Source organism: Aurantimicrobium sp. MWH-Uga1, assembly GCF_003325955.1.
GTDB lineage: Bacteria > Actinomycetota > Actinomycetes > Actinomycetales > Microbacteriaceae > Aurantimicrobium.
In genome coordinates this window covers 1019502-1038146 of record NZ_CP030929.1, presented here as the reverse complement: position 1 = coordinate 1038146, position 18645 = coordinate 1019502, and the positions used below count along the sequence as shown (strand labels likewise).

Below are 18645 nucleotides of genomic sequence, written 5' to 3'. Positions count from 1 at the left end.
TCCAGCGATACGCTTAATTTGTGGCTACAGCAGAAAACCCCTTCGGACAGGTCCTTGTCGCGCTCGTAACTCCCTTCACCGCAGACGGTGAAGTCGACTGGAACGATGTTGAAAAACATATCGACAGTGTTGTTTCCAACGGCGCCGACGGCATTGTTGTCACCGGTACCACCGGTGAAACCAGCACGTTGACCGACGATGAAAAGGTCAAGCTGGTTGAGGTTGGCAAGAAGGTTGCTGGAAATCGCGCCAAGATCATTATGGGTGGTCCCTCAAATGAGACAGCGCACGCCATAGAACTAGCAAAGAAGAGCGCCAAGGCTGGTGCTGACGGCATCATGGCTGTCACGCCCTATTACAACAAGCCCACACAAGCTGGTGTCCTCACCCACTTCCGTATGGTGGCGGATGCAACTGACCTGCCCTTCATCATGTATGACATCCCTGGTCGTGCAGGTATCCAGATTCAGTACGAAACAATTCTGCGTTTGGCCAAGCACCCCAACATCGTTGCAGTCAAAGATGCCAAGGGGGACTTCAGTGAGGTCAGCCGTGTGCTCAACCAGACAGACCTGTTGTACTTCTCGGGCGATGACGCCAACGTTTTACCGCACATGGCTATCGGAGCTTCCGGCTTGATTGGTGTCACAGCCAACGTCGCCCCGGCTCCCTACCGTGCAATAGTGGATGCGGTCAATCGCGGTGACCTCACTTCAGCAACGCAGCAACACATGGCATTGGAGCCTCTGGTTCGCGCCATCATGACACACGTGCCTGGCACTGTTGCCGCTAAATATGTTCTCCACGGTTTGGGCAGAATTGGTAGTCCCCGTGTTCGTCTGCCACTTGTTGGTCCTGAAGAGTGGGAAGCAGCAAAGATTGAAGACGAGATTGCTCTCGTTGGAGCAATTGAGGGCGTTGATTTCTCTAACTTCCGTCCAGATCGCAATGCCGCCGCAGGCGGAGCATTGCCCAAAATCGCCGGCACTACACGGTAGCGCCACACTCGTCAGGGCAACCGCCAGGGCGTGAATACGAGTCTTAACTGACTCACACTCGTAAGAGGAATATGCCTAACGAATTATTTGACCCACCTGCTTTAGAACCCGGAACGCTGCGCGTAGTCCCACTCGGTGGAGTGGGTGAAATCGGTCGCAACATGACTGTCTATGAGCTCAACGGGAAGCTTCTCGTTGTTGATTGCGGTGTTCTTTTCCCTGAAGAGACCCAGCCAGGTGTGGACCTCATCCTCCCCGACTTCAGCTACATCCGAGACCGGATGGATGACATCCTTGCCATTGTTCTCACGCATGGGCATGAGGACCACATTGGTGCTGTTCCTTATCTTTTGCGTTTGAAAAACGACATTCCTTTGGTGGGCTCTGGCCTGACGCTTGCGTTGATTGAAGCGAAACTCAAAGAGCACCGCATTCAGCCATATACGCTTCAGGTTAAGGAGGGGGATAGGGAGCAGTTCGGTCCCTATGAACTCGAATTTGTTGCGGTCAATCACTCCATCCCCGATGCGCTTGCTGTCGCTATTCGTTCAGAAGCTGGACTTGTTCTTCACACAGGCGACTTCAAGATGGATCAACTTCCCCTTGATGGTCGCCTGACAGACCTTCGTGCATTTGCGCGTCTCGGTGAAGAAGGTGTTGATCTGTTCCTCCCAGACTCGACGAATGCGGATGTCCCCGGATTCACCCCACTAGAACGTGACATTGGTCCTGTTTTGGAGAGTGTGATTCATCGTTCAAAGCGCCGTGTTATCGTGGCTAGCTTCTCCTCTCATGTCCACCGTGTGCAGCAGGTTATTGATGCTGCGGTGGCAAACGGTCGACATGTTGTTTTGATGGGGCGTTCAATGGTGCGCAACATGGGCATCGCGGCAGAGCTGGGCTACCTGGAAGTTCCGGAAGGAACCATCATCGATGCCAAAAAGGCAGCAGAGCTTCCCGATGACCGCTTGGTCTATATGTCCACTGGTTCACAGGGTGAGCCCATGGCGGTCTTAGCTCGTATGGCAAACCTGGAACATCAGATTGAGGTGGGCCCAGGGGATACGGTGATCCTTGCGTCGAGTTTGATTCCCGGCAATGAGAATGCGGTATTCCGGGTCATTGACGGCCTGACTAAGCTAGGCGCCAAAGTTGTTCATAAAGGCAATGCCAAAGTGCATGTTTCAGGTCACGCAGCAGCGGGGGAGTTGCTTTACTGCTACAACATCCTTCAGCCAAAGAATGTTTTTCCTGTTCATGGCGAATACCGTCACCTGGTTGCCAACGCCAACCTCGCTATTGATTCTGGTGTTGATGCGCATCGCACCATCCTGGGCGAAGACGGAACAGTCATTGACCTCAAGGAAGGAATCGCTCGAGTAGTTGGGCAGCTCGACATCGGCTATGTCTATGTCGATGGATCCAGCGTGGGCGAGATTACCGATAACGATCTCAAGGACCGTCGCATTCTTGCCGAGGAGGGATTTATCTCCATCATCGTGGTGGTGGATCCTGCCACGGGCAAGATCATTGTTGGGCCTGAGATTCACGCCAAGGGCTTCGCAGAAGATGATGCTGTCTTTGATGAGATCAAGCCCGCTATTGCCAAGGCACTCCAAGAGGCAGCGCATAACGGTGTCCGTGACACGCATTCTTTGCAGCAGGTCATTCGACGAACTGTTGGTCAGTGGGTGTCCAAGAGCTATCGACGCCGCCCCATGATTATTCCACTTGTCATTGAGGCGTAATTCATCGAATAAGTAGTCGACGCGTGTCGACGACAAGGTTTATGCTGTTGACATGTCAACACCCGTCAAGCCAAAGCAGGCAACCCGTGCAGACGTTGCGCGTCTAGCTGGTGTTTCGGAGAGCACTGTGAGTTACGCGCTGACTGGTGTCAGGCCCATCGGTGAGCAAACGAGAGAACGCATTTTTGCCGCGATGGAAGAACTCGGTTATGTTCCCAACGCCATGGCTCAGGCGCTCGCAGGAAAAAAATCTGGAATTCTTGCTTTGCTCTTTCCCGTCGGTGAGCGTGGATTTAATGAGACTGACTTCGAATATGTTCAAGCTGCTAATGAGGCGGTTTCTGAAGAGGGTTATCAACTTCTGCTGTGGCCCAATGCGGTGGAAGACATTGATTCTCTGACGAAGATTGTCAATCAGGGACTTGTTGAGGGTGTTCTCCTGATGGAGGTCCGCGCCGATGACCCTCGCGTTGACGTGCTGGAGCAGGCAGGAATGCCTTTTTGCCTCATCGGTAGAACAGATCATTCAGATAATTTGACCTACGTAGACGCTGACTTTTCACAGTGGGGACCCATGGCAATCAGACACCTGGGGGATCTGGGGCATAAGCACATCGGTTTCATTGGTATTGGTGATGAGTTGGTGGCTGCTGGATATGGTCCTGCAGTCAGAACAGAGTCAGGTTTGACTGAAGAAGCTCGACGGGCTGGTATCAACATGCACATGAAGCACATGCCAGCGACGATTCGATCTGGTCGTGCAGCGATGACAGAACTCCTCGAAGAACACCCAGAAGTGACGGCAGTTATTGGCTTTAACGAACCAGCCATGATTGGTGCGCTCGAGGTGATCGCGACTGCTGGCTTCGAGATTCCTCGCGACATGTCCATCATGTCTCTGGGTCTTTCGGAAATTGCTGCAAACCTCACCGTTCCTGCTCAAAGCACCATTGGTGTGGAGGGTAAGGATTTAGGCCGAATGGCCGGACAGTATTTAGTTGCACGTCTGAACGGGGATACCAAATCAGTTCTTCAACACTTGTCTGCCCCCCACTTTGTTGATCGCGGAAGCACGGCTTCGCCTTCTCGCTGACAACCGCAGAATCACATTTTGGTTACAAATCAAGAAATTGCCCAAAATTTGTAGACAGAGCTCAGCAAGACGCGATAGATTTGTCTTTATCGACGCGCGTCGACGACGCGCGTCGAACCTAGAAGCACCAATGATGTTGCGTGACCGCAAGGCCACCAATGAGATAGGTAATCACAGAAGAAGGAAAGTACACGGTCTTACTCACCACTCGTGAAAGCGAGAGAAACCCTTCGGGGGATTGAGGCCGTAAACCCCTTCGCTACGAAAGGAAAAAACTATGGCAGTTTTTAGCCGTAAGAAAGCAGCCGTTGCCGGTATTGCTGTTACTGCTGTTGCCGCCTCCCTCATGCTGAGCGGATGTGCAACAAGCGATTCCAGCAACCCAAACTTTGCGGACTGCAAGGAAGTAACCGACATCACATGGCTTGGAACCATCAAGGTTGAGATCCAGGACCAGTTCACCAACGCAATCGACACCTACAACGCAACTAACACCGATTGCACCACCGTAACCATCGTTGAGTCTCCTGACCAGCCATTCCTCCAGACCGTCACCACCATGTACGAAGCTGGTGAAGCACCAACCATCATGACTGCTCTTCAGGAACTTCCTGACATGGCAGACAAGGTTATGGACTGGACCGGTCAGCCTCTGGCTGAGCTCGCAGCTCCTGGAACCCTTGACGTAGCAAACATCGATGGCAAGCAGGTCGGTATCCCCGTTACTGCTGAAGCTTTCGGTCTTCTCTACAACAAGGCAGTTCTTGACGCAGCTGGTGTAGACCCCGCAGCAATCAAGACCCGCTCTGACCTTGCTAACGCATTCGCAGCTGTTGAAGCAACTGGTGTTTCGCCAATGCACTTCTCCGGTCTGTGGTGGTCACTGGGTGCTCACCTCACCAACGTTTACCACGCAAACGCAGCTGAGACCGCTGAAGGACAGCTTGCTGTTCTTGACGAGCTCACCGCTGGTGGTAAGTCACTCATGGATGACCCTGCATTCATCAACTGGCTGGACACCTTCGATCTTCTGAAGGCAAACACCATTGACACCGCAACCATCGCTGACTCTGACTACGATGTCGCTGTTGAGAACCTTGCAACCGGTCAGACCGCTTTCTGGTTCATGGGTAACTGGGCAGAGCCAAACCTCCTCACCACCACTCCTGATGGTGAATTCGGCATCATGCCTTTGCCAATCAACGACAACGCTGGTTCGGCTGCGAACGAGAACATCTCCGTTGGTGTTCCTTTCTACATCATGATCGACACCGAGCAGTCCACCGAAGCGCAGCAGAAGTCCGCTATTGCTGTACTGACCTGGTTCCTCACCACTCCTGAGGGTCAGGCATTCTGGGCTGGTCCAGTTGAGAAGGACGGCATGAACTTCATCCCCGTTTACGAGGGCTTCGAAGTTGAGCCAGCTACTTACATGGCACAGGAAATCGCTAAGTACATCGCTGCAGGTAAGACTCTGCAGTGGGTCAACAGCGCTTACCCAGCTGGTCTGCAGGACGCATACGGTGCTGCAGCTCAGAAGTACTACGATGGCCAGATCGACCGCGCTGCATTCGCTGCAGAGCTCGAAGCAGCCTGGAAGAAGTAACACTTCTTCTCTGATTAGGAATCCCCTAATCTAACAACAGTGGTAAAAGAGTTGCCCGGGGCCTTAGGGCCCCGGGCAACTCGCCCTCACAGCTAAGGTCAATGAAGATGAGAAGACGTACAGAAGAAATCAAGCGTTTTGCAGTGTTTGCACTGATCCCGCTGGCCATCTTCACCCTCGTACTTGTAGTCCCTTTCACTCGCGGACTTTACTTCAGCTTCACTGACTGGAACGGCTTCGATGTCACGAAGTTCGTCGGTTTCGACAACTACATCCAGTCCTTCCAAAACGAATCATTCTGGGCGTCCCTCAGCTTGACTATTGCCTATGTGGCTGCTTCCCTCGTTCTTGTTAACGTCGTAGCTTTCGGTCTTGCTCTGCTGGTGACAATTCCTCTGCGCGGTGTCAACGTCCTGCGCACCACATTCTTTGTGCCAAACCTTATCGGTGGAGTTATCCTCGGTTTGATTTGGCAATTTATTTTCGGTCAAGCCCTTCCAGTTATGGCCAAAGCATCTGGTATTCCCATTTTTGAAAAGAACTGGCTACTGGATACAACCACAGCATTTTGGGCGATGGTCATTGTGACCGTGTGGCAGATGTCCGGTTACATGATGATCATTTACGTCACAGCGTTGATGAGCATCGAAAAAGATGTTCTTGAGGCATCCTTTATTGATGGAGCAAGCAACGCGCAGACCTTGTATTACATCAAGCTTCCCCTGATGGCTCAGGCCTTCACCATCTCGCTGTTCCTCACCATCCGTAACGCATTTATGGCATATGACCTCAACCTTGCGTTGACCGGTGGCGGACCATACCGAACCACAGAGCTGATCTCGCTTCATGTGTTCCGTGAAGCTTTCGGCTACGGAAACTTCACTGCTGGGCAGTCCCAAGCAATCATCATGTTCGTTGTCATCGCGATTGCCGCTCTCACACAAGTCGTCATTTCTAAGAGGATGGAGGTCCAGCGATGAAACGCGCAAAACGAATTAATATCTTTTTCTTCATCTTCGCCAGTGTGCTGGCTGTAATTTATGCATTCCCCTTCCTCTTGGTGGTTCTTAACTCCGCAAAGGAAAAGCGTGCGGTACTCAATGACCCTCTCTCTCTTCCAGTTGAGTGGCAGTGGGAAAACTTCACTGATGCCATCAAGAAGATGGGCTACTGGCAAGCTCTAACCAACTCATTGATCATTACAATCATCAGTGTTATTGCCATCATCATCACCTCGTCGATGTTGGCCTATTACCTTTCACGCTCAAAGACTAAGTTTTCTGCGATCACTTTCCTCGTTCTGGTGGCATCGATGATTGTGCCCTTCCAAGCACTGATGATTCCATTCGTTGGTCTTTTCGGAGAGCGCGGCTTGAACCTTCCCGGAAACCAAATAACCATCGCATTCTTCTATGTGGGCTTTGGTGTCGCGTTATCCACCTTTTTGTATCACGGGTTTATTTCGAACATCCCCTACGAACTTGATGAAGCCGCAGCTATTGATGGTGCTTCTCCGTTCAAAACATTTAGGAAGATCATCTTCCCTATGTTGGGACCTGTCACGGCAACGGTTGCCATCATCAACGCTTTGTGGGTGTGGAACGACTTCCTCTTGCCTTCAGTAGTTTTGATTGATTCCGACCAGAAGACTCTTCCGCTGCGTACTTTCGTCTTCTATGGAAAGTACACCTCAGACTACGGTCTTGCCATGGCAGGTCTTCTGCTATCCATCATTCCGATTCTGATTTTCTACTTCCTCATGCAGAAGAGAATCATTTCAGGTATCTCTGCAGGTGCAGTGAAGTAAGTTCAGTGCACACGAGAATGGGCCCCAGTGACATCAGTCGCTGGGGCCCATTCTCCATCTGGCATCAACCTATGCGATGAATCAATCCTTCGGATGAGCGTTCGAGCTTGATCGGGTCACAGATCACGCCGGTAAATCCTCCGGGGTTACCTGTGTCGCCAAAGCCAAGAAGTAACCACTCGCCCTTAAACTCGACCACCCGGGCAGCATAGATTTCATCTGCAACAAGGGTTGTTCGATCTAAGTCGAAAGGACCTAATGGTCCTGCAGCTGGAACGCAATAAGTTCCGAAACCTTGTGCGATCCCTGGGCGTTCCACATCGCGAGGCCCCATGCAGAAAAAGAGGAACCATTCGCCATCTATCTGGATGGTTTCAGTCACTTCACACTGTCTAAATTGACTATCTGCAATCAGTGGCTCTTTGAGCTGCCAGGTTTCTAAATCCGGAGAAGTTGCATGAGCCACTGTGCCCCAGCCATCTTCGTCACTTGCTGTGATGAGCATGTGCCAGAAATCGTCGTGGAAAAAGACCCAAGGATCACGGAAGTGCTCTGCGCCATCTCTGTCATTGCCCAGAAGTGCATACGGAGCGGCAGCCGAGAGTATGGGGGAGTCGCTGACTCGTTTCCACGTTGTCAGGTCATCAGAAACAGCGTGTCCGAGAGCTTGCTGTCTTTCTTTAGTGCTGGTGTTGATACCGGTATAGAACATGTGCCAATTGTTGTTGTGTTTGACAATGCTTCCGGTCCAAATGGCTTGGTTGTCAAAGCTTTCACCGAGGGTTGGTCCAAGTGCTTCAGGAAGGTGAATCCAGGAATACCCATCGTGTGAAATGGAATGCCCCACCCTCGCATTGATGTGTCTCAGGTCTGGATTTCCGAGGGATTTTGGTGCCATGAGATAAAAAGCATGGAGCGTTTCATCTTCGACGACGTACCACGAGTCCCAAATCCATTCATGTTCTCGCGAGATCATATGCATTTTCTTTCTATGCTGGGCAGGGGTGAAAAATAAATCCGAAACTGTGTGTCAAAGGATTGTGATTCAATGCGTTTCATCAAGTATCCTCGATAATATCGACGCGCGTCGATAGTTTGCTATTACATCGGTTTTTGCTCGTGTTTTCAATGGAAAGTAGTTCATATGTCAGATTCAGTTTTCCTCGCCGGAGATGAGAACTGGTGGCGTCAAGCAGTGGTGTACCAGGTATACCCACGATCGTTCAAGGACTCCAACGGAGATGGCCTCGGAGACATTCAGGGAATTACATCCAAAGCTGATTACCTTGCGGAACTCGGTATTGACGCTATCTGGTTGAGCCCCTTTTACCCTTCTGCACTAGCAGACGGCGGATACGATGTTGCGGATTACCGAGACGTTGACCCCAAACTAGGAAACCTTGATGACTTCGACGCGATGATAAAGGCCTACCATGATCGCGATATTCGAGTTTTTGTTGATGTCGTCCCCAACCACTCGTCTGATCTTCATGTGTGGTTCCAGGAGGCTCTTGCCTCTGAACCTGGATCTGCAGCTCGCGATCGCTATATTTTCCGCGACGGCAAAGGTGAAAATGGAGAGCTTCCTCCCAACGACTGGCCTTCGCACTTTGGGCCACGAGGATGGACGCGAACAACCAACCCCGATGGAACTCCAGGTCAGTGGTACCTTCACCTCTTTGCTCCAGAGCAACCCGACTTCAACTGGGATAACGAAGAGGTCATCGAGGACTTTAAGAAAACCATGCGTTTTTGGTCTGACCGCGGTGTAGACGGATTCCGCATCGATGTGGCGCATGCACTGAAGAAGGACATGTCTGAGCCCTACCCCCATTTCGAAAATTATGGGGTTGAACACATCCCTCTCGACGGTTCCCACCATTTGTTTGACAGGGATGACGTCATCGACATTTATCGAGGATGGCGTGAAATATTTAACTCCTACAACCCACCTCGTGTAGCTGTTGCTGAGGCCTGGGTTCCGGCTGAGCGTCGACCTCGCTATGCAAGTCCAGAGACGTTGGGCCAAGCATTCAATTTCGATCTACTGGTCGCTCCTTGGTCCGCTAAGAAATTCAAGAAGAGCATTACCTTCAACCTTGATCTCTCGGAAAAATCAGGATCCTCCTCTACATGGGTTCTCTCAAACCATGATGTTGTTCGTCACGCCAGTAGATATGGACTTCCCAAAAAGACTGATTTTGAAAAGTGGCTACTTTCAGGCGGGAAAACTCCAGAACTTGATCTCGGGTTAGGTCTTTCGCGTGCCCGTGCAGCTACCATGCTTTTGTTAGCTTTGCCCGGCAGCACGTACTTATACCAAGGTGAAGAGCTTGGTTTATTTGAGGTAGCAGACCTTCCAACTGACAGTTTGCAAGACCCCATCTGGCTTCGTGATGGGGGAGTCCGCAAGGGTCGAGACGGTTGCCGAGTTCCATTGCCATGGGAAAAGACGGGAAGTTCTTTCGGATTCGGTTCTGCTGGTGCACATCTGCCCCAACCCACGTGGTTCGGTGGTTACTCCGTTGAGTTTGAAGAAACTCAAGAGGACTCCACATTGAAGCTCTACCGCGCCGCATTGAAGCTTAGAAAGCAACTGTTGAGCACTGAAACTCTTGAATGGGTTCCTAGTAAGCGCAAGGTTGTGCACTTCAAGCGGGAAAACGGTTGGCACAACATTACAAACTTCGGGAAGAAGCCAATCGCTCTTCCTGCGGGCACGGTTCAACTCACTAGTGCACCCCTGGTTGATGGCAAGCTACCCGGCAACGCCACAGCCTGGATCACAGAATAAGGGGTTCCCTCCCTCCGTTCGAATAGCCTGTAATTCATGTGATTACAGGCCATTCGTATATCTGAACACTCGCCTGTAATACAGGGGAAAGTCGGTGCCCTCGCGTAGTTTTGAAGGCATGGCTTCAGGCTCTCAATCGCGTGGTCGCAGTAGTGGTGGCTCTCGTTCGCGTGCCTCGAGCAGCAAGAAGTCTCAGCCTGCATCCGGAAGTCGATCAACGTCCTCTAACGGAGGAAGCCAGTACACCGGAATCGCGTGGCTTTGGATGAGCATGGCTCATCTTGCTGGTGGTGCCGCACGCATGCTAGGACCTGAAAAGTTTTCTAAAGAAGAACGTCGTGATGGCGTGCCTTTCACGCTCGTTGTTTTAGCGGTTATTGGTGCCATTACGCAGTGGTTTCTGCCCAACAATGAGATTGCTCAAACCATCAACGACTGGACATTTGGTGGTTTATTTGGCCGGATTGCCTATGCCCTTCCGGTAGTGATGCTGCTGATGGCAATGTGGCTATTTCGTCACCCAAGCTCGGTCAATGACAACAACCGCATCGGTGTTGGCGTATTCCTGCTCCTGATGGCATCCTCTGGTTTGGCACAAATTTTCGGTGGCCAACCAGACCCTTCTCAAGGAATTGCAGCCCTCGCTGATGCAGGCGGCGTATTGGGCTGGGTCATCGCGGCTCCATTAGCTCTCATCATCACTCCGGTAGGTGCTGTTGCTGTGATGATTGCGCTCATTGTGCTGTCACTACTGATCATCACCAAGACTCCACCAAACCGCATCGGTGCTCGTTTACGTGAACTGTATGAGTATCTTTTTGGTTCACATGCTGGGGCTGAAAGCAAAGAAACTGGCTCAATTGAGATTCTCGAGCTTGATCCAGTTGAGGCGTCCTCGTTGCCGTGGTGGCGCAGAAACGCGAGCAAGCGTGAAACCGAAGCAGCTTTTGATACACCGGTGATAACTGATCCTGCGGCACATGCAGTTGATTTAGCCGCCACCCGCGAGATCTCAGACGTGGACATCATTGAAGAATTAGCCAACGCAGAAGAAGCAGTGCGCGCATTCCATACAGGAGAGGTCGTCACAGATCCTGAATCTGTAGCTTCTCAGGACAACGTTTCTACAGCTCCGGTAGCGATTGTTGCCGCAACGGCTGAAGAGGCTGGTGTTGATGAATCTGTTGTCCCTCGTGTTTCCGCTCCCAAGGCGCCACCTGCCGTGTACCGCCTACCTCCCGCCAATTCACTGTCCGCAGGAGCCCCTGCAAAGACTCGTTCTGCAGCGAATGATGAGGCTGTCAGGGCAATCACAGAAGTACTTAAACAATTCGCAGTAGACGCCACCGTTACCGGATTTAGCCGTGGACCAACAGTGACACGCTACGAAATTGAACTTGGGCCTGGCGTGAAGGTCGAACGCGTCACTGCGCTGTCGAAGAATCTCTCCTATGCCGTTGCTTCTAATGAGGTACGCATCCTCTCGCCGATTCCCGGCAAGAGTGCCATCGGTATTGAGATTCCAAATACAGACAGAGAAATCGTCACTTTGGGTGACGTACTGCGCTCTAACGCTTCCTCTTCTAGTGAGCACCCCATGACTATTGGCGTGGGTAAAGACGTTGAGGGCGGCTTCGTCGTAGCGAACCTGGCCAAAATGCCCCACCTTCTTGTCGCAGGTTCAACCGGTTCTGGTAAGTCAAGCTTCGTTAACTCCATGATTACCAGCATCCTGATGCGCTCAACTCCCGCAGAAGTACGCATGGTTCTTGTAGATCCCAAACGCGTCGAGTTAGCGCCCTATGCCGGTGTTCCACACCTGATTACCCCCATCATTACAAACCCCAAAAAAGCTGCAGAAGCTCTTCAGTGGGTCGTAAAAGAGATGGATATGCGTTATGACGACCTGGCAAGTTTTGGGTTCCGTCACATCGATGATTTCAACCGGGCTGTTATCAATAATGACATCGTGCTGCCCCCTGGCAGTGAGAGAGAACTGCGTCCTTATCCTTATCTCCTCGTCGTTGTTGATGAGCTCGCGGACCTGATGATGGTTGCTCCTCGAGATGTCGAAGATTCCGTGGTGCGAATTACTCAACTTGCACGTGCTTCCGGAATTCACTTGGTGTTGGCAACCCAGCGACCCTCGGTAGATGTGGTTACCGGTTTGATTAAGGCCAATGTTCCCTCGCGTCTAGCATTTGCGGTAACGAGCGTTACAGATTCGCGCGTTATTCTCGACCAACCGGGCGCTGACAAGCTCATCGGGCAAGGTGACGCTCTCTTCCTACCCATGGGCGCCAATAAGCCCATTCGGGTTCAGGGTGCATGGGTCTCGGAAGAGGAAATCCATAAAGTTGTCACCCATGTCACTAGACAAGCACGACCTGAATATCGTCAGGATGTTGCCGCAGCAGCAGAGCGCAAAGAAATCGATGCAGACATCGGTGATGACTTAGACGTACTGCTTCAAGCTGTTGAACTTGTCGTCTCCACGCAGTTTGGTTCGACATCGATGCTGCAACGCAAACTACGTGTTGGTTTCGCCAAAGCTGGACGCTTGATGGATCTGATGGAAAGTCGGGGAATCGTTGGTCCTTCTGAAGGGTCCAAAGCTCGAGATGTTCTAGTTTCTCAGGAACAACTTGCTGGTGTTCTCGCCACTCTCCGCGGAGAAGATGTTCCCACTGTAGTTGCTCCCACGGGAAACATCACTGTGATGGCTTCTGAAGACCCTTACGGGCATGATCCCGTTGCATCCATGACGTCGGGTCATGAGGAAGTTGATGGGGATGACGGCAATGAAGACGCATGGCAACTCACAGGCCGGGACTAGCCTGAAGCTATGAAGCACGTACCAAACATCATCACCATTGTTCGCATCTTTTTTGCGCCAGTCTTTATTGGGATGCTCCTGACAGCAGGTGATGACCTGAACTCGCCTTTGCGTTGGTGGGGTGCCGGACTTTTTGTTTTAGGCATGGCAACAGATGGAATTGATGGCTACCTAGCTCGTAAATACAACGTAGTCAGCGATTTCGGGAAGCTTCTTGACCCTATTGCTGACAAAGTACTGACCGGCGGCGCCCTCATTACACTGTCGATACTCGGTGAACTTCCTTGGTGGGTCACCGGCTTGATTCTGCTTCGCGAAATTGGCATTACGGTCTATCGATTTGCTGTGCTCAGTGATCATGTCATCCCTGCTTCTCGTGGCGGTAAATTCAAGACAATTACTCAGTTTGTTGCCATTACCTGCGCGTTGCTTCCCCTTCAGATATTTATGGGCACTGCAGCTGATGTGTTGAACACAATCTTGATGTCTGTAGCCACCATCATCACCGTTTGGACGGGTATCGACTATCTTCTTGATGCCCGAAGGCAAACAAAGAAACTTGCCACAAAAAAGGACTAGTCATGACCTCTGAGCTGATCCAGCGCCTCACCCAACGAGGAATGACTGTTGCTGTTGCCGAATCCTTGACCGGTGGCCTGCTTGCAGCTCGTCTCACCGAAGTTCCCGGCGCATCTGCTGTCTTTCGCGGTGGAATTGTTGCCTACGCGACTGATCTTAAACATGAGTTGTTAGGCATTGACAGTGCTCTTCTTGAGCAACGTGGTCCCGTTGACTCGAAAGTCGCCAAACTGATGGCTGTCGGTATTGCAAACAAACTTTCGGCAGACATCGGGCTCGCAACTACCGGGGTTGCTGGACCAGATTCGCAAGGCGGTGCCGAGGTGGGGACTGTCTTCATTGCCTGCGTGGGGCAGGGGAGCGAAACAGTTGAAGAACACCATTTTGAGGGCACAAGAAATGAAATCCGCGCACTCACCGTTCAAGCTGCACTCGCACTTCTTGCAAGGCACATCAATTAGGTGTCATTCTCGGGAATAAATCTCGAGTAACTTAAGTTGATACAAGAAGACTCACATCTTGTTTTCAGGTTTGAGTGACTAACATAGTGATGTAGATGAAGAGGAACCGACAGGTTCACCAGCGTAGGGAGGCACCATGATTCTTGTTCGACAGGAAATCGGCGATGTTCTGCGCGACTACCGCTTGCAGAAAGGTCGCACACTGCGACAGGTTGCGAGCAAGGCTAGCGTTGCACTTGGGTATCTGAGTGAGGTCGAACGCGGGCAAAAGGAAGCGAGTTCTGAGATTCTTGCTGCTGTGGCAGATGCTCTCGACACTCCAATTTCACAAATTATGCGTGAAGTGGGCGATCGTTTAGCAGTCATTGAAGGTATTGAGCCTATGCGCGCAATCCCTGACACTGTTCCGGACGAGTTCGTCAACGATTTCGTAGCTACTCGCTAGAAGTATTTTGCGCCTCAGCGAATTTTGGCGCGCCGTCTCAGACGAGTTCGGTGAGGCATACGGACGTGTCCTCGTCAATGACTTGGTTTTGTCTGAACTGGGTTCACTTACCTCTGCGGAGGCTTTGCGTAAAGGTATTCCTGCCCGTTCTGTATGGCTCGCACTTGTCAAAGCGGCTGACGTTCCCGAGTCACGGTGGTATGGAGTCGGCTTACCTGAGCCAAAGAAGTAATTTCCAACACGCCGATATTTGTTCGAATATGTATTCGAAAACGGCTAGTCTCCTACACATGCACTTATTTGCACGTGTTATCCCCGAAGAAGCGCTGCAGGCAGTCAATGTCCGTGGCTACTTCTACGGTGAGATACGTCCGAATAGGAGCATCCGCCTTGTCGTAAGCGCCCCGCAGCGCCCGCCCCGCCTTCACCGGCCGGTCGGTAGCGGAGGAGTAGCACGACAGCCGATAGGCGAATCACCCTCGATATGTAAAGGAGACGGCCATGGCATCCGCCGCTGACCGCGAAAAAGCACTAGAAACAGCACTAGCCCAAATCGACCGCCAGTTCGGTAAAGGTTCCGTCATGCGCCTGGGAAGCGACGAACGCGCTCCCGTCGAGGTGATTCCGACAGGATCAATCGCACTTGATGTTGCTCTCGGTATCGGGGGACTTCCTCGTGGCCGTATCGTCGAGATTTACGGTCCAGAGTCATCGGGTAAAACCACACTGACACTCCACGCTATTGCTAATGTGCAGAAGCAGGGTGGCATCGCCGCATTTATCGACGCTGAACATGCACTCGACCCTGAATATGCCAAGAAGCTTGGTGTTGATATCGATGCTCTTCTTGTTTCTCAGCCTGATACTGGTGAACAAGCACTTGAGATTGCAGACATGCTCGTCCGCTCAGGATCTATTGATCTCATTGTCATTGACTCTGTCGCGGCTTTGGTTCCTCGCGCTGAAATTGAAGGTGAAATGGGAGACTCTCACGTTGGTCTGCAGGCACGTTTGATGTCTCAGGCGTTGCGTAAGCTCACCGGTGGATTGAACTCCACCAACACCACCATGATTTTCATCAACCAGCTACGCGAGAAGATTGGTGTGTTCTTCGGAAGCCCAGAAACTACTGCTGGTGGTAAGGCATTGAAGTTCTATGCTTCTGTGCGTCTGGACATTCGCCGCATTGAAACCCTCAAGGATGGTACCGATGCCGTCGGTAACCGCACTCGCGTCAAGGTCGTTAAGAACAAGATGGCCCCGCCCTTCAAGCAGGCTGAATTCGACATTCTTTACGGGACTGGTATCTCTCGTGAAGGAAGCCTTTTGGACTTTGGTGTCGATCAGGGAATCGTGAAGAAGTCTGGAGCGTGGTACACCTACGAAGCAGACCAGCTTGGTCAGGGTAAAGAAAATTCACGTAACTTCCTTATTGAAAACCCTGCCGTGGCTCTAGAGATCGAACAGAAGATTCTTGCAAAGCTCGGAGTTGGTGCTGCGGCAGCGGAAGCTGCTGCTGTTGAAGCAGCCGCAACTGCGACAGAGGTCGAACCAGACTTCGAGGCAGTTGAAGAGGTCCGCAAGGGAGCCTGAGTTTCGTGACAAACGTCACATTCTTACCCTGGGTTGACCCAGAACAGAATCAGCCCGTTGCCTCATCTGTGACTGCAGGTGAGGCAACGGCTAACTCACACGATATTCCTGAAGGGGTCTCTCGTTTGAGCACAGTTTTGTTTACAGACGCTGAAGAAATAGAAGAAGTTTCTGCAGCAGGTTTGGATCTTGATGCGCTGGAGCAGAGTTTGCTCAGAAAACTCAACTCCCAGGATCTGTCTGTGTTTGAGGTTCAACAGTGGCTCGCCAGTAAGGATGCCCCTGAAGCGGATGCGGCCGAATTGGTAGCAAAATGCGAGCGTTTGAACTATCTCAACGATGAACGATTAGCGTATGAGCTTGTTTCACGACTGAGCGAGCGCAAAGGTAAAAGTAAAAGCGTAATTATCAGAGAGTTACGTCAACGAGGAATCTCAACTGCACTGATCAGCGCTGCCGTGGAATCTATCAATGATGATGATGAATTACACAAAGCAACTGAACTTGCCGTACAGAGAGTTCGCCAATTTTCACGACTTGACGACGTTACGGCAGAACGCCGATTGGTTGGTTTTCTCAGTAGGCGGGGATATTCCGGAGACATCGTTCGTGCGGCGTGTAAAGAAGCTTTGAGTTCTAGGTCCTAAGCTTTCAAGAGTGCTCAATGACATTCTCAACAGCCCCTATGGGTCGTTGCCGCATTACTTGTCATCATCGTGTACATCACATGGGGCTATCGCCGCAGGAAGTAGAAACTATGTTTGATCCCACTCCAGAAGAACAAGCTGAAACTCCTGCTAAACCTCTTACGCCCAAACAACAAGCTGCACGTATAAAAGCCACAAAGCGAAACGTTGTTGCTGTGATTATCTGCGGCGTGCTGTGTGTTGTGCTTGGTGTCGTTGCAGCCGTACTTCCTTCAGAGGTCGCTACACCCTGGATGTTTGCCAGCTACGCAGCTGGATATGTTGGAGTTCTCTGGGGACTTGCAGCTCTGTGGTCCCATTACATGGGACCAAACTCGGCAAAGTAAACTGGACTCCTATGTCCAGTCCGAGTGAAGCTCCCACATTCATCCCCGCCTCAGAGGCGGCAGTTGATGAATCTGGTCGTCGGCGTACCTATGAGGTACGAACATTTGGCTGCCAGATGAACGTTCACGATAGTGAACGCCTTGCTGGGGCTATGGAAGCCGCTGGGTACATCAAGTTTGATCTAGCTGCCGAAGCGGAAGCTAATCCTGACCTCAAACGAAGCGCCAGCTCGCCACAACCTGATGTCGTTGTCATCAACACCTGTGCTGTGCGGGAAAACGCGGATAACAAGCTCTATGGAAACCTCGGACACTTAGCTCGTGTCAAGGAGAAGCACAAGGGGTTACAGATCGCAGTAGGCGGGTGTCTTGCTCAAAAAGATCAAGCTCTCGTTCTCAAAAAAGCGCCCTGGGTTGATGTTGTCTTTGGTACCCACAATATGGGCTCACTGCCTGGCTTATTGGAGCGCTCACGCCACAACAACAAGGCTGAACTGGAAATTCTGGAATCTCTCGAAACCTTCCCATCAACACTTCCTACTAAGCGTGACTCTACGTATTCGGGGTGGGTATCCATTTCTGTTGGATGCAACAACACATGCACTTTCTGCATCGTGCCAAGCTTGCGCGGCAAAGAACGCGACCGGCGTCCAGGTGAAGTACTCAACGAGGTCAAGGCCTTAGTTGACCAAGGCGCCATTGAAGTAACCTTGCTGGGCCAAAACGTCAACACGTATGGTGTTGAGTTTGGTGACAAGGGAGCTTTTGCCAAGCTGCTTCGGGCATGTGGAGAGATTGACGGCTTAGAACGAGTGCGTTTCACAAGCCCTCACCCTGCTGCCTTTACTGATGATGTGATTGCTGCAATGGCAGAAACACACAACGTCATGCCTCAGCTCCACATGCCTTTGCAATCTGGCTCAGATGCCATTTTGAAAGCCATGCGCCGCAGCTATCGAAGTGACAAGTTTTTGGGTATCTTGCAACGTGTTCGTGAAGCGATGCCTCATGCGGCCATCAGCACGGACATCATTGTCGGTTTCCCTGGAGAAACCGATGAAGATTTTGAAGAAACACTTCGCGTGGTTCGTGAAGCACGTTTCGCAACCGCATTCACTTTCCAATACTCCAAGCGTCCCGGAACACCGGCTGCAGATATGGACAACCAAGTTCCTAAAGCTGTTGTTCAAGAGCGCTATGAGCGACTAGTTGAACTTCAAAATGACATTGCATGGCAAGAAAACAAGAAGCAAATTGGTCGCGAAGTGCACGTCCTTGTAGCAAACGGGGAAGGTCGCAAGGACGCTGCTACAGAGCGGATGAGTGGTCGTGCAGAAGATTCACGTTTAGTGCACTTTGAGGTGACCCCAGGAAGTGAAATCCCGCGCCCTGGTGATGTTGTCACGGTCACAATTACTGAAGCAGCTCCCTTCCACCTTCTCGCAGATGATCCTTCCGGAGCACCCGTCAAGGTTCGTCGCACAATTGCTGGTGACGCATGGGATCGTGAACAAGCGGAAAGTTGTGGAGTTCCCTCAACCGGTGGTGCGAGGAACCTGGGTTCAACTTCTATTCCTGTTGTCGGTTTAGGTATGCCCACTTTTCGCGTCTCAACCACACCTATTTACGACGTCGAAGACGGGCAGCGTTAG

The 18645-nt window shown here is 51.5% G+C and carries 17 protein-coding genes; 16 read left to right on the top strand and 1 reads right to left on the bottom strand.

Going from position 1 to position 18645, the window contains the following annotated elements; genetic code table 11:
* Nucleotides 1-20 precede the first annotated feature (20 nt).
* The 6 genes from dapA to AURUGA1_RS05120 all read left to right on the top strand — a co-directional run bounded on the left by dapA (nucleotide 21) and on the right by AURUGA1_RS05120 (nucleotide 7252).
* Nucleotides 21-998, top strand: a complete 978-nt coding sequence (gene dapA, locus AURUGA1_RS05145; RefSeq protein WP_114129168.1) for a 4-hydroxy-tetrahydrodipicolinate synthase — start codon at nucleotides 21-23, stop codon at nucleotides 996-998.
* Nucleotides 999-1069: 71 nt separating this feature from the next.
* A complete protein-coding gene (locus AURUGA1_RS05140; protein WP_114129167.1) occupies nucleotides 1070-2746 on the top strand; it encodes a ribonuclease J in 1677 nt (558 codons plus the stop codon).
* Nucleotides 2747-2798: 52 nt separating this feature from the next.
* Entirely contained in the window at nucleotides 2799-3839 is a 1041-nt protein-coding gene (locus AURUGA1_RS05135) for a LacI family DNA-binding transcriptional regulator (RefSeq protein WP_114129166.1), read from the top strand.
* Nucleotides 3840-4116: 277 nt separating this feature from the next.
* Nucleotides 4117-5445 (top strand): ABC transporter substrate-binding protein, encoded by a 1329-nt coding sequence (locus AURUGA1_RS05130; RefSeq protein WP_114129165.1) that lies wholly within the window; start codon nucleotides 4117-4119, stop codon nucleotides 5443-5445.
* Nucleotides 5446-5552: 107 nt separating this feature from the next.
* Complete coding sequence (locus tag AURUGA1_RS05125) at nucleotides 5553-6425, top strand: carbohydrate ABC transporter permease (protein ID WP_205214635.1); 873 nt, start codon at nucleotides 5553-5555, stop codon at nucleotides 6423-6425.
* Nucleotides 6422-7252, top strand: a complete 831-nt coding sequence (locus AURUGA1_RS05120) for a carbohydrate ABC transporter permease (protein ID WP_114129163.1) — start codon at nucleotides 6422-6424, stop codon at nucleotides 7250-7252. Before AURUGA1_RS05125 ends, AURUGA1_RS05120 begins: the two co-directional genes overlap by 4 nt.
* A gap of 64 nt (nucleotides 7253-7316) precedes the next feature.
* Here the strand turns inward: AURUGA1_RS05120 and AURUGA1_RS05115 are convergent, their stop codons facing one another.
* Nucleotides 7317-8234 (bottom strand): hypothetical protein, encoded by a 918-nt coding sequence (locus AURUGA1_RS05115; RefSeq protein ID WP_114129162.1) that lies wholly within the window; start codon nucleotides 8232-8234, stop codon nucleotides 7317-7319.
* A 162-nt stretch (nucleotides 8235-8396) separates the two neighbouring features.
* Between AURUGA1_RS05115 and AURUGA1_RS05110 the strand changes: the two genes are divergently transcribed.
* The 10 genes from AURUGA1_RS05110 (at nucleotide 8397) to miaB (ending at nucleotide 18645) form a co-directional block, all read left to right on the top strand.
* Nucleotides 8397-10046: a glycoside hydrolase family 13 protein gene (locus tag AURUGA1_RS05110; protein WP_114129161.1), complete on the top strand. Its 1650-nt coding sequence runs from the start codon at nucleotides 8397-8399 to the stop codon at nucleotides 10044-10046.
* A gap of 118 nt (nucleotides 10047-10164) precedes the next feature.
* Nucleotides 10165-12882: a DNA translocase FtsK gene (locus AURUGA1_RS05105; RefSeq protein WP_114129160.1), complete on the top strand. Its 2718-nt coding sequence runs from the start codon at nucleotides 10165-10167 to the stop codon at nucleotides 12880-12882.
* Nucleotides 12883-12891: 9 nt separating this feature from the next.
* Complete coding sequence (gene pgsA / locus AURUGA1_RS05100; RefSeq protein WP_114129159.1) at nucleotides 12892-13461, top strand: CDP-diacylglycerol--glycerol-3-phosphate 3-phosphatidyltransferase; 570 nt, start codon at nucleotides 12892-12894, stop codon at nucleotides 13459-13461.
* A gap of 2 nt (nucleotides 13462-13463) precedes the next feature.
* The gene (locus tag AURUGA1_RS05095) at nucleotides 13464-13922 is read left to right on the top strand and encodes a CinA family protein (protein ID WP_114129158.1); all 459 of its coding nucleotides are present in this window, start codon (nucleotides 13464-13466) and stop codon (nucleotides 13920-13922) included.
* A gap of 136 nt (nucleotides 13923-14058) precedes the next feature.
* Nucleotides 14059-14367 carry a helix-turn-helix domain-containing protein gene (locus tag AURUGA1_RS05090; RefSeq protein ID WP_096380689.1) on the top strand — a complete coding sequence of 103 codons (309 nt, stop codon included), beginning with the start codon at nucleotides 14059-14061 and terminating at the stop codon, nucleotides 14365-14367.
* 7 nt (nucleotides 14368-14374) lie between these two features.
* Nucleotides 14375-14599 (top strand): DUF3046 domain-containing protein, encoded by a 225-nt coding sequence (locus AURUGA1_RS05085; protein WP_114129157.1) that lies wholly within the window; start codon nucleotides 14375-14377, stop codon nucleotides 14597-14599.
* A 269-nt stretch (nucleotides 14600-14868) separates the two neighbouring features.
* Complete coding sequence (gene recA, locus AURUGA1_RS05080; RefSeq protein WP_114129156.1) at nucleotides 14869-15960, top strand: recombinase RecA; 1092 nt, start codon at nucleotides 14869-14871, stop codon at nucleotides 15958-15960.
* A 5-nt stretch (nucleotides 15961-15965) separates the two neighbouring features.
* A complete protein-coding gene (locus tag AURUGA1_RS05075; RefSeq protein WP_162784064.1) occupies nucleotides 15966-16607 on the top strand; it encodes a regulatory protein RecX in 642 nt (213 codons plus the stop codon).
* A gap of 110 nt (nucleotides 16608-16717) precedes the next feature.
* Complete coding sequence (locus tag AURUGA1_RS05070) at nucleotides 16718-16993, top strand: hypothetical protein (protein WP_114129154.1); 276 nt, start codon at nucleotides 16718-16720, stop codon at nucleotides 16991-16993.
* 11 nt (nucleotides 16994-17004) lie between these two features.
* Nucleotides 17005-18645: a tRNA (N6-isopentenyl adenosine(37)-C2)-methylthiotransferase MiaB gene (gene miaB / locus AURUGA1_RS05065; RefSeq protein ID WP_114129153.1), complete on the top strand. Its 1641-nt coding sequence runs from the start codon at nucleotides 17005-17007 to the stop codon at nucleotides 18643-18645.

Bases quoted from the DNA above. Each gene is read 5' to 3' on its own strand.
- AURUGA1_RS05140 (WP_114129167.1), top strand. From the start codon at position 1,070: ATGCCTAACGAATTATTTGACCCACCTGCTTTAGAACCCGGAACGCTG.
- AURUGA1_RS05135 (WP_114129166.1), top strand. From the start codon at position 2,799: ATGTCAACACCCGTCAAGCCAAAGCAGGCAACCCGTGCAGACGTTGCG.
- AURUGA1_RS05130 (WP_114129165.1), top strand. From the start codon at position 4,117: ATGGCAGTTTTTAGCCGTAAGAAAGCAGCCGTTGCCGGTATTGCTGTT.
- AURUGA1_RS05125 (WP_205214635.1), top strand. From the start codon at position 5,553: ATGAGAAGACGTACAGAAGAAATCAAGCGTTTTGCAGTGTTTGCACTG.
- AURUGA1_RS05120 (WP_114129163.1), top strand. From the start codon at position 6,422: ATGAAACGCGCAAAACGAATTAATATCTTTTTCTTCATCTTCGCCAGT.
- AURUGA1_RS05115 (WP_114129162.1), bottom strand. From the start codon at position 8,234: ATGCATATGATCTCGCGAGAACATGAATGGATTTGGGACTCGTGGTAC.
- AURUGA1_RS05110 (WP_114129161.1), top strand. From the start codon at position 8,397: ATGTCAGATTCAGTTTTCCTCGCCGGAGATGAGAACTGGTGGCGTCAA.
- AURUGA1_RS05105 (WP_114129160.1), top strand. From the start codon at position 10,165: ATGGCTTCAGGCTCTCAATCGCGTGGTCGCAGTAGTGGTGGCTCTCGT.
- pgsA (WP_114129159.1), top strand. From the start codon at position 12,892: ATGAAGCACGTACCAAACATCATCACCATTGTTCGCATCTTTTTTGCG.
- AURUGA1_RS05095 (WP_114129158.1), top strand. From the start codon at position 13,464: ATGACCTCTGAGCTGATCCAGCGCCTCACCCAACGAGGAATGACTGTT.
- AURUGA1_RS05090 (WP_096380689.1), top strand. From the start codon at position 14,059: ATGATTCTTGTTCGACAGGAAATCGGCGATGTTCTGCGCGACTACCGC.
- recA (WP_114129156.1), top strand. From the start codon at position 14,869: ATGGCATCCGCCGCTGACCGCGAAAAAGCACTAGAAACAGCACTAGCC.
- AURUGA1_RS05070 (WP_114129154.1), top strand. From the start codon at position 16,718: ATGTTTGATCCCACTCCAGAAGAACAAGCTGAAACTCCTGCTAAACCT.
- miaB (WP_114129153.1), top strand. From the start codon at position 17,005: ATGTCCAGTCCGAGTGAAGCTCCCACATTCATCCCCGCCTCAGAGGCG.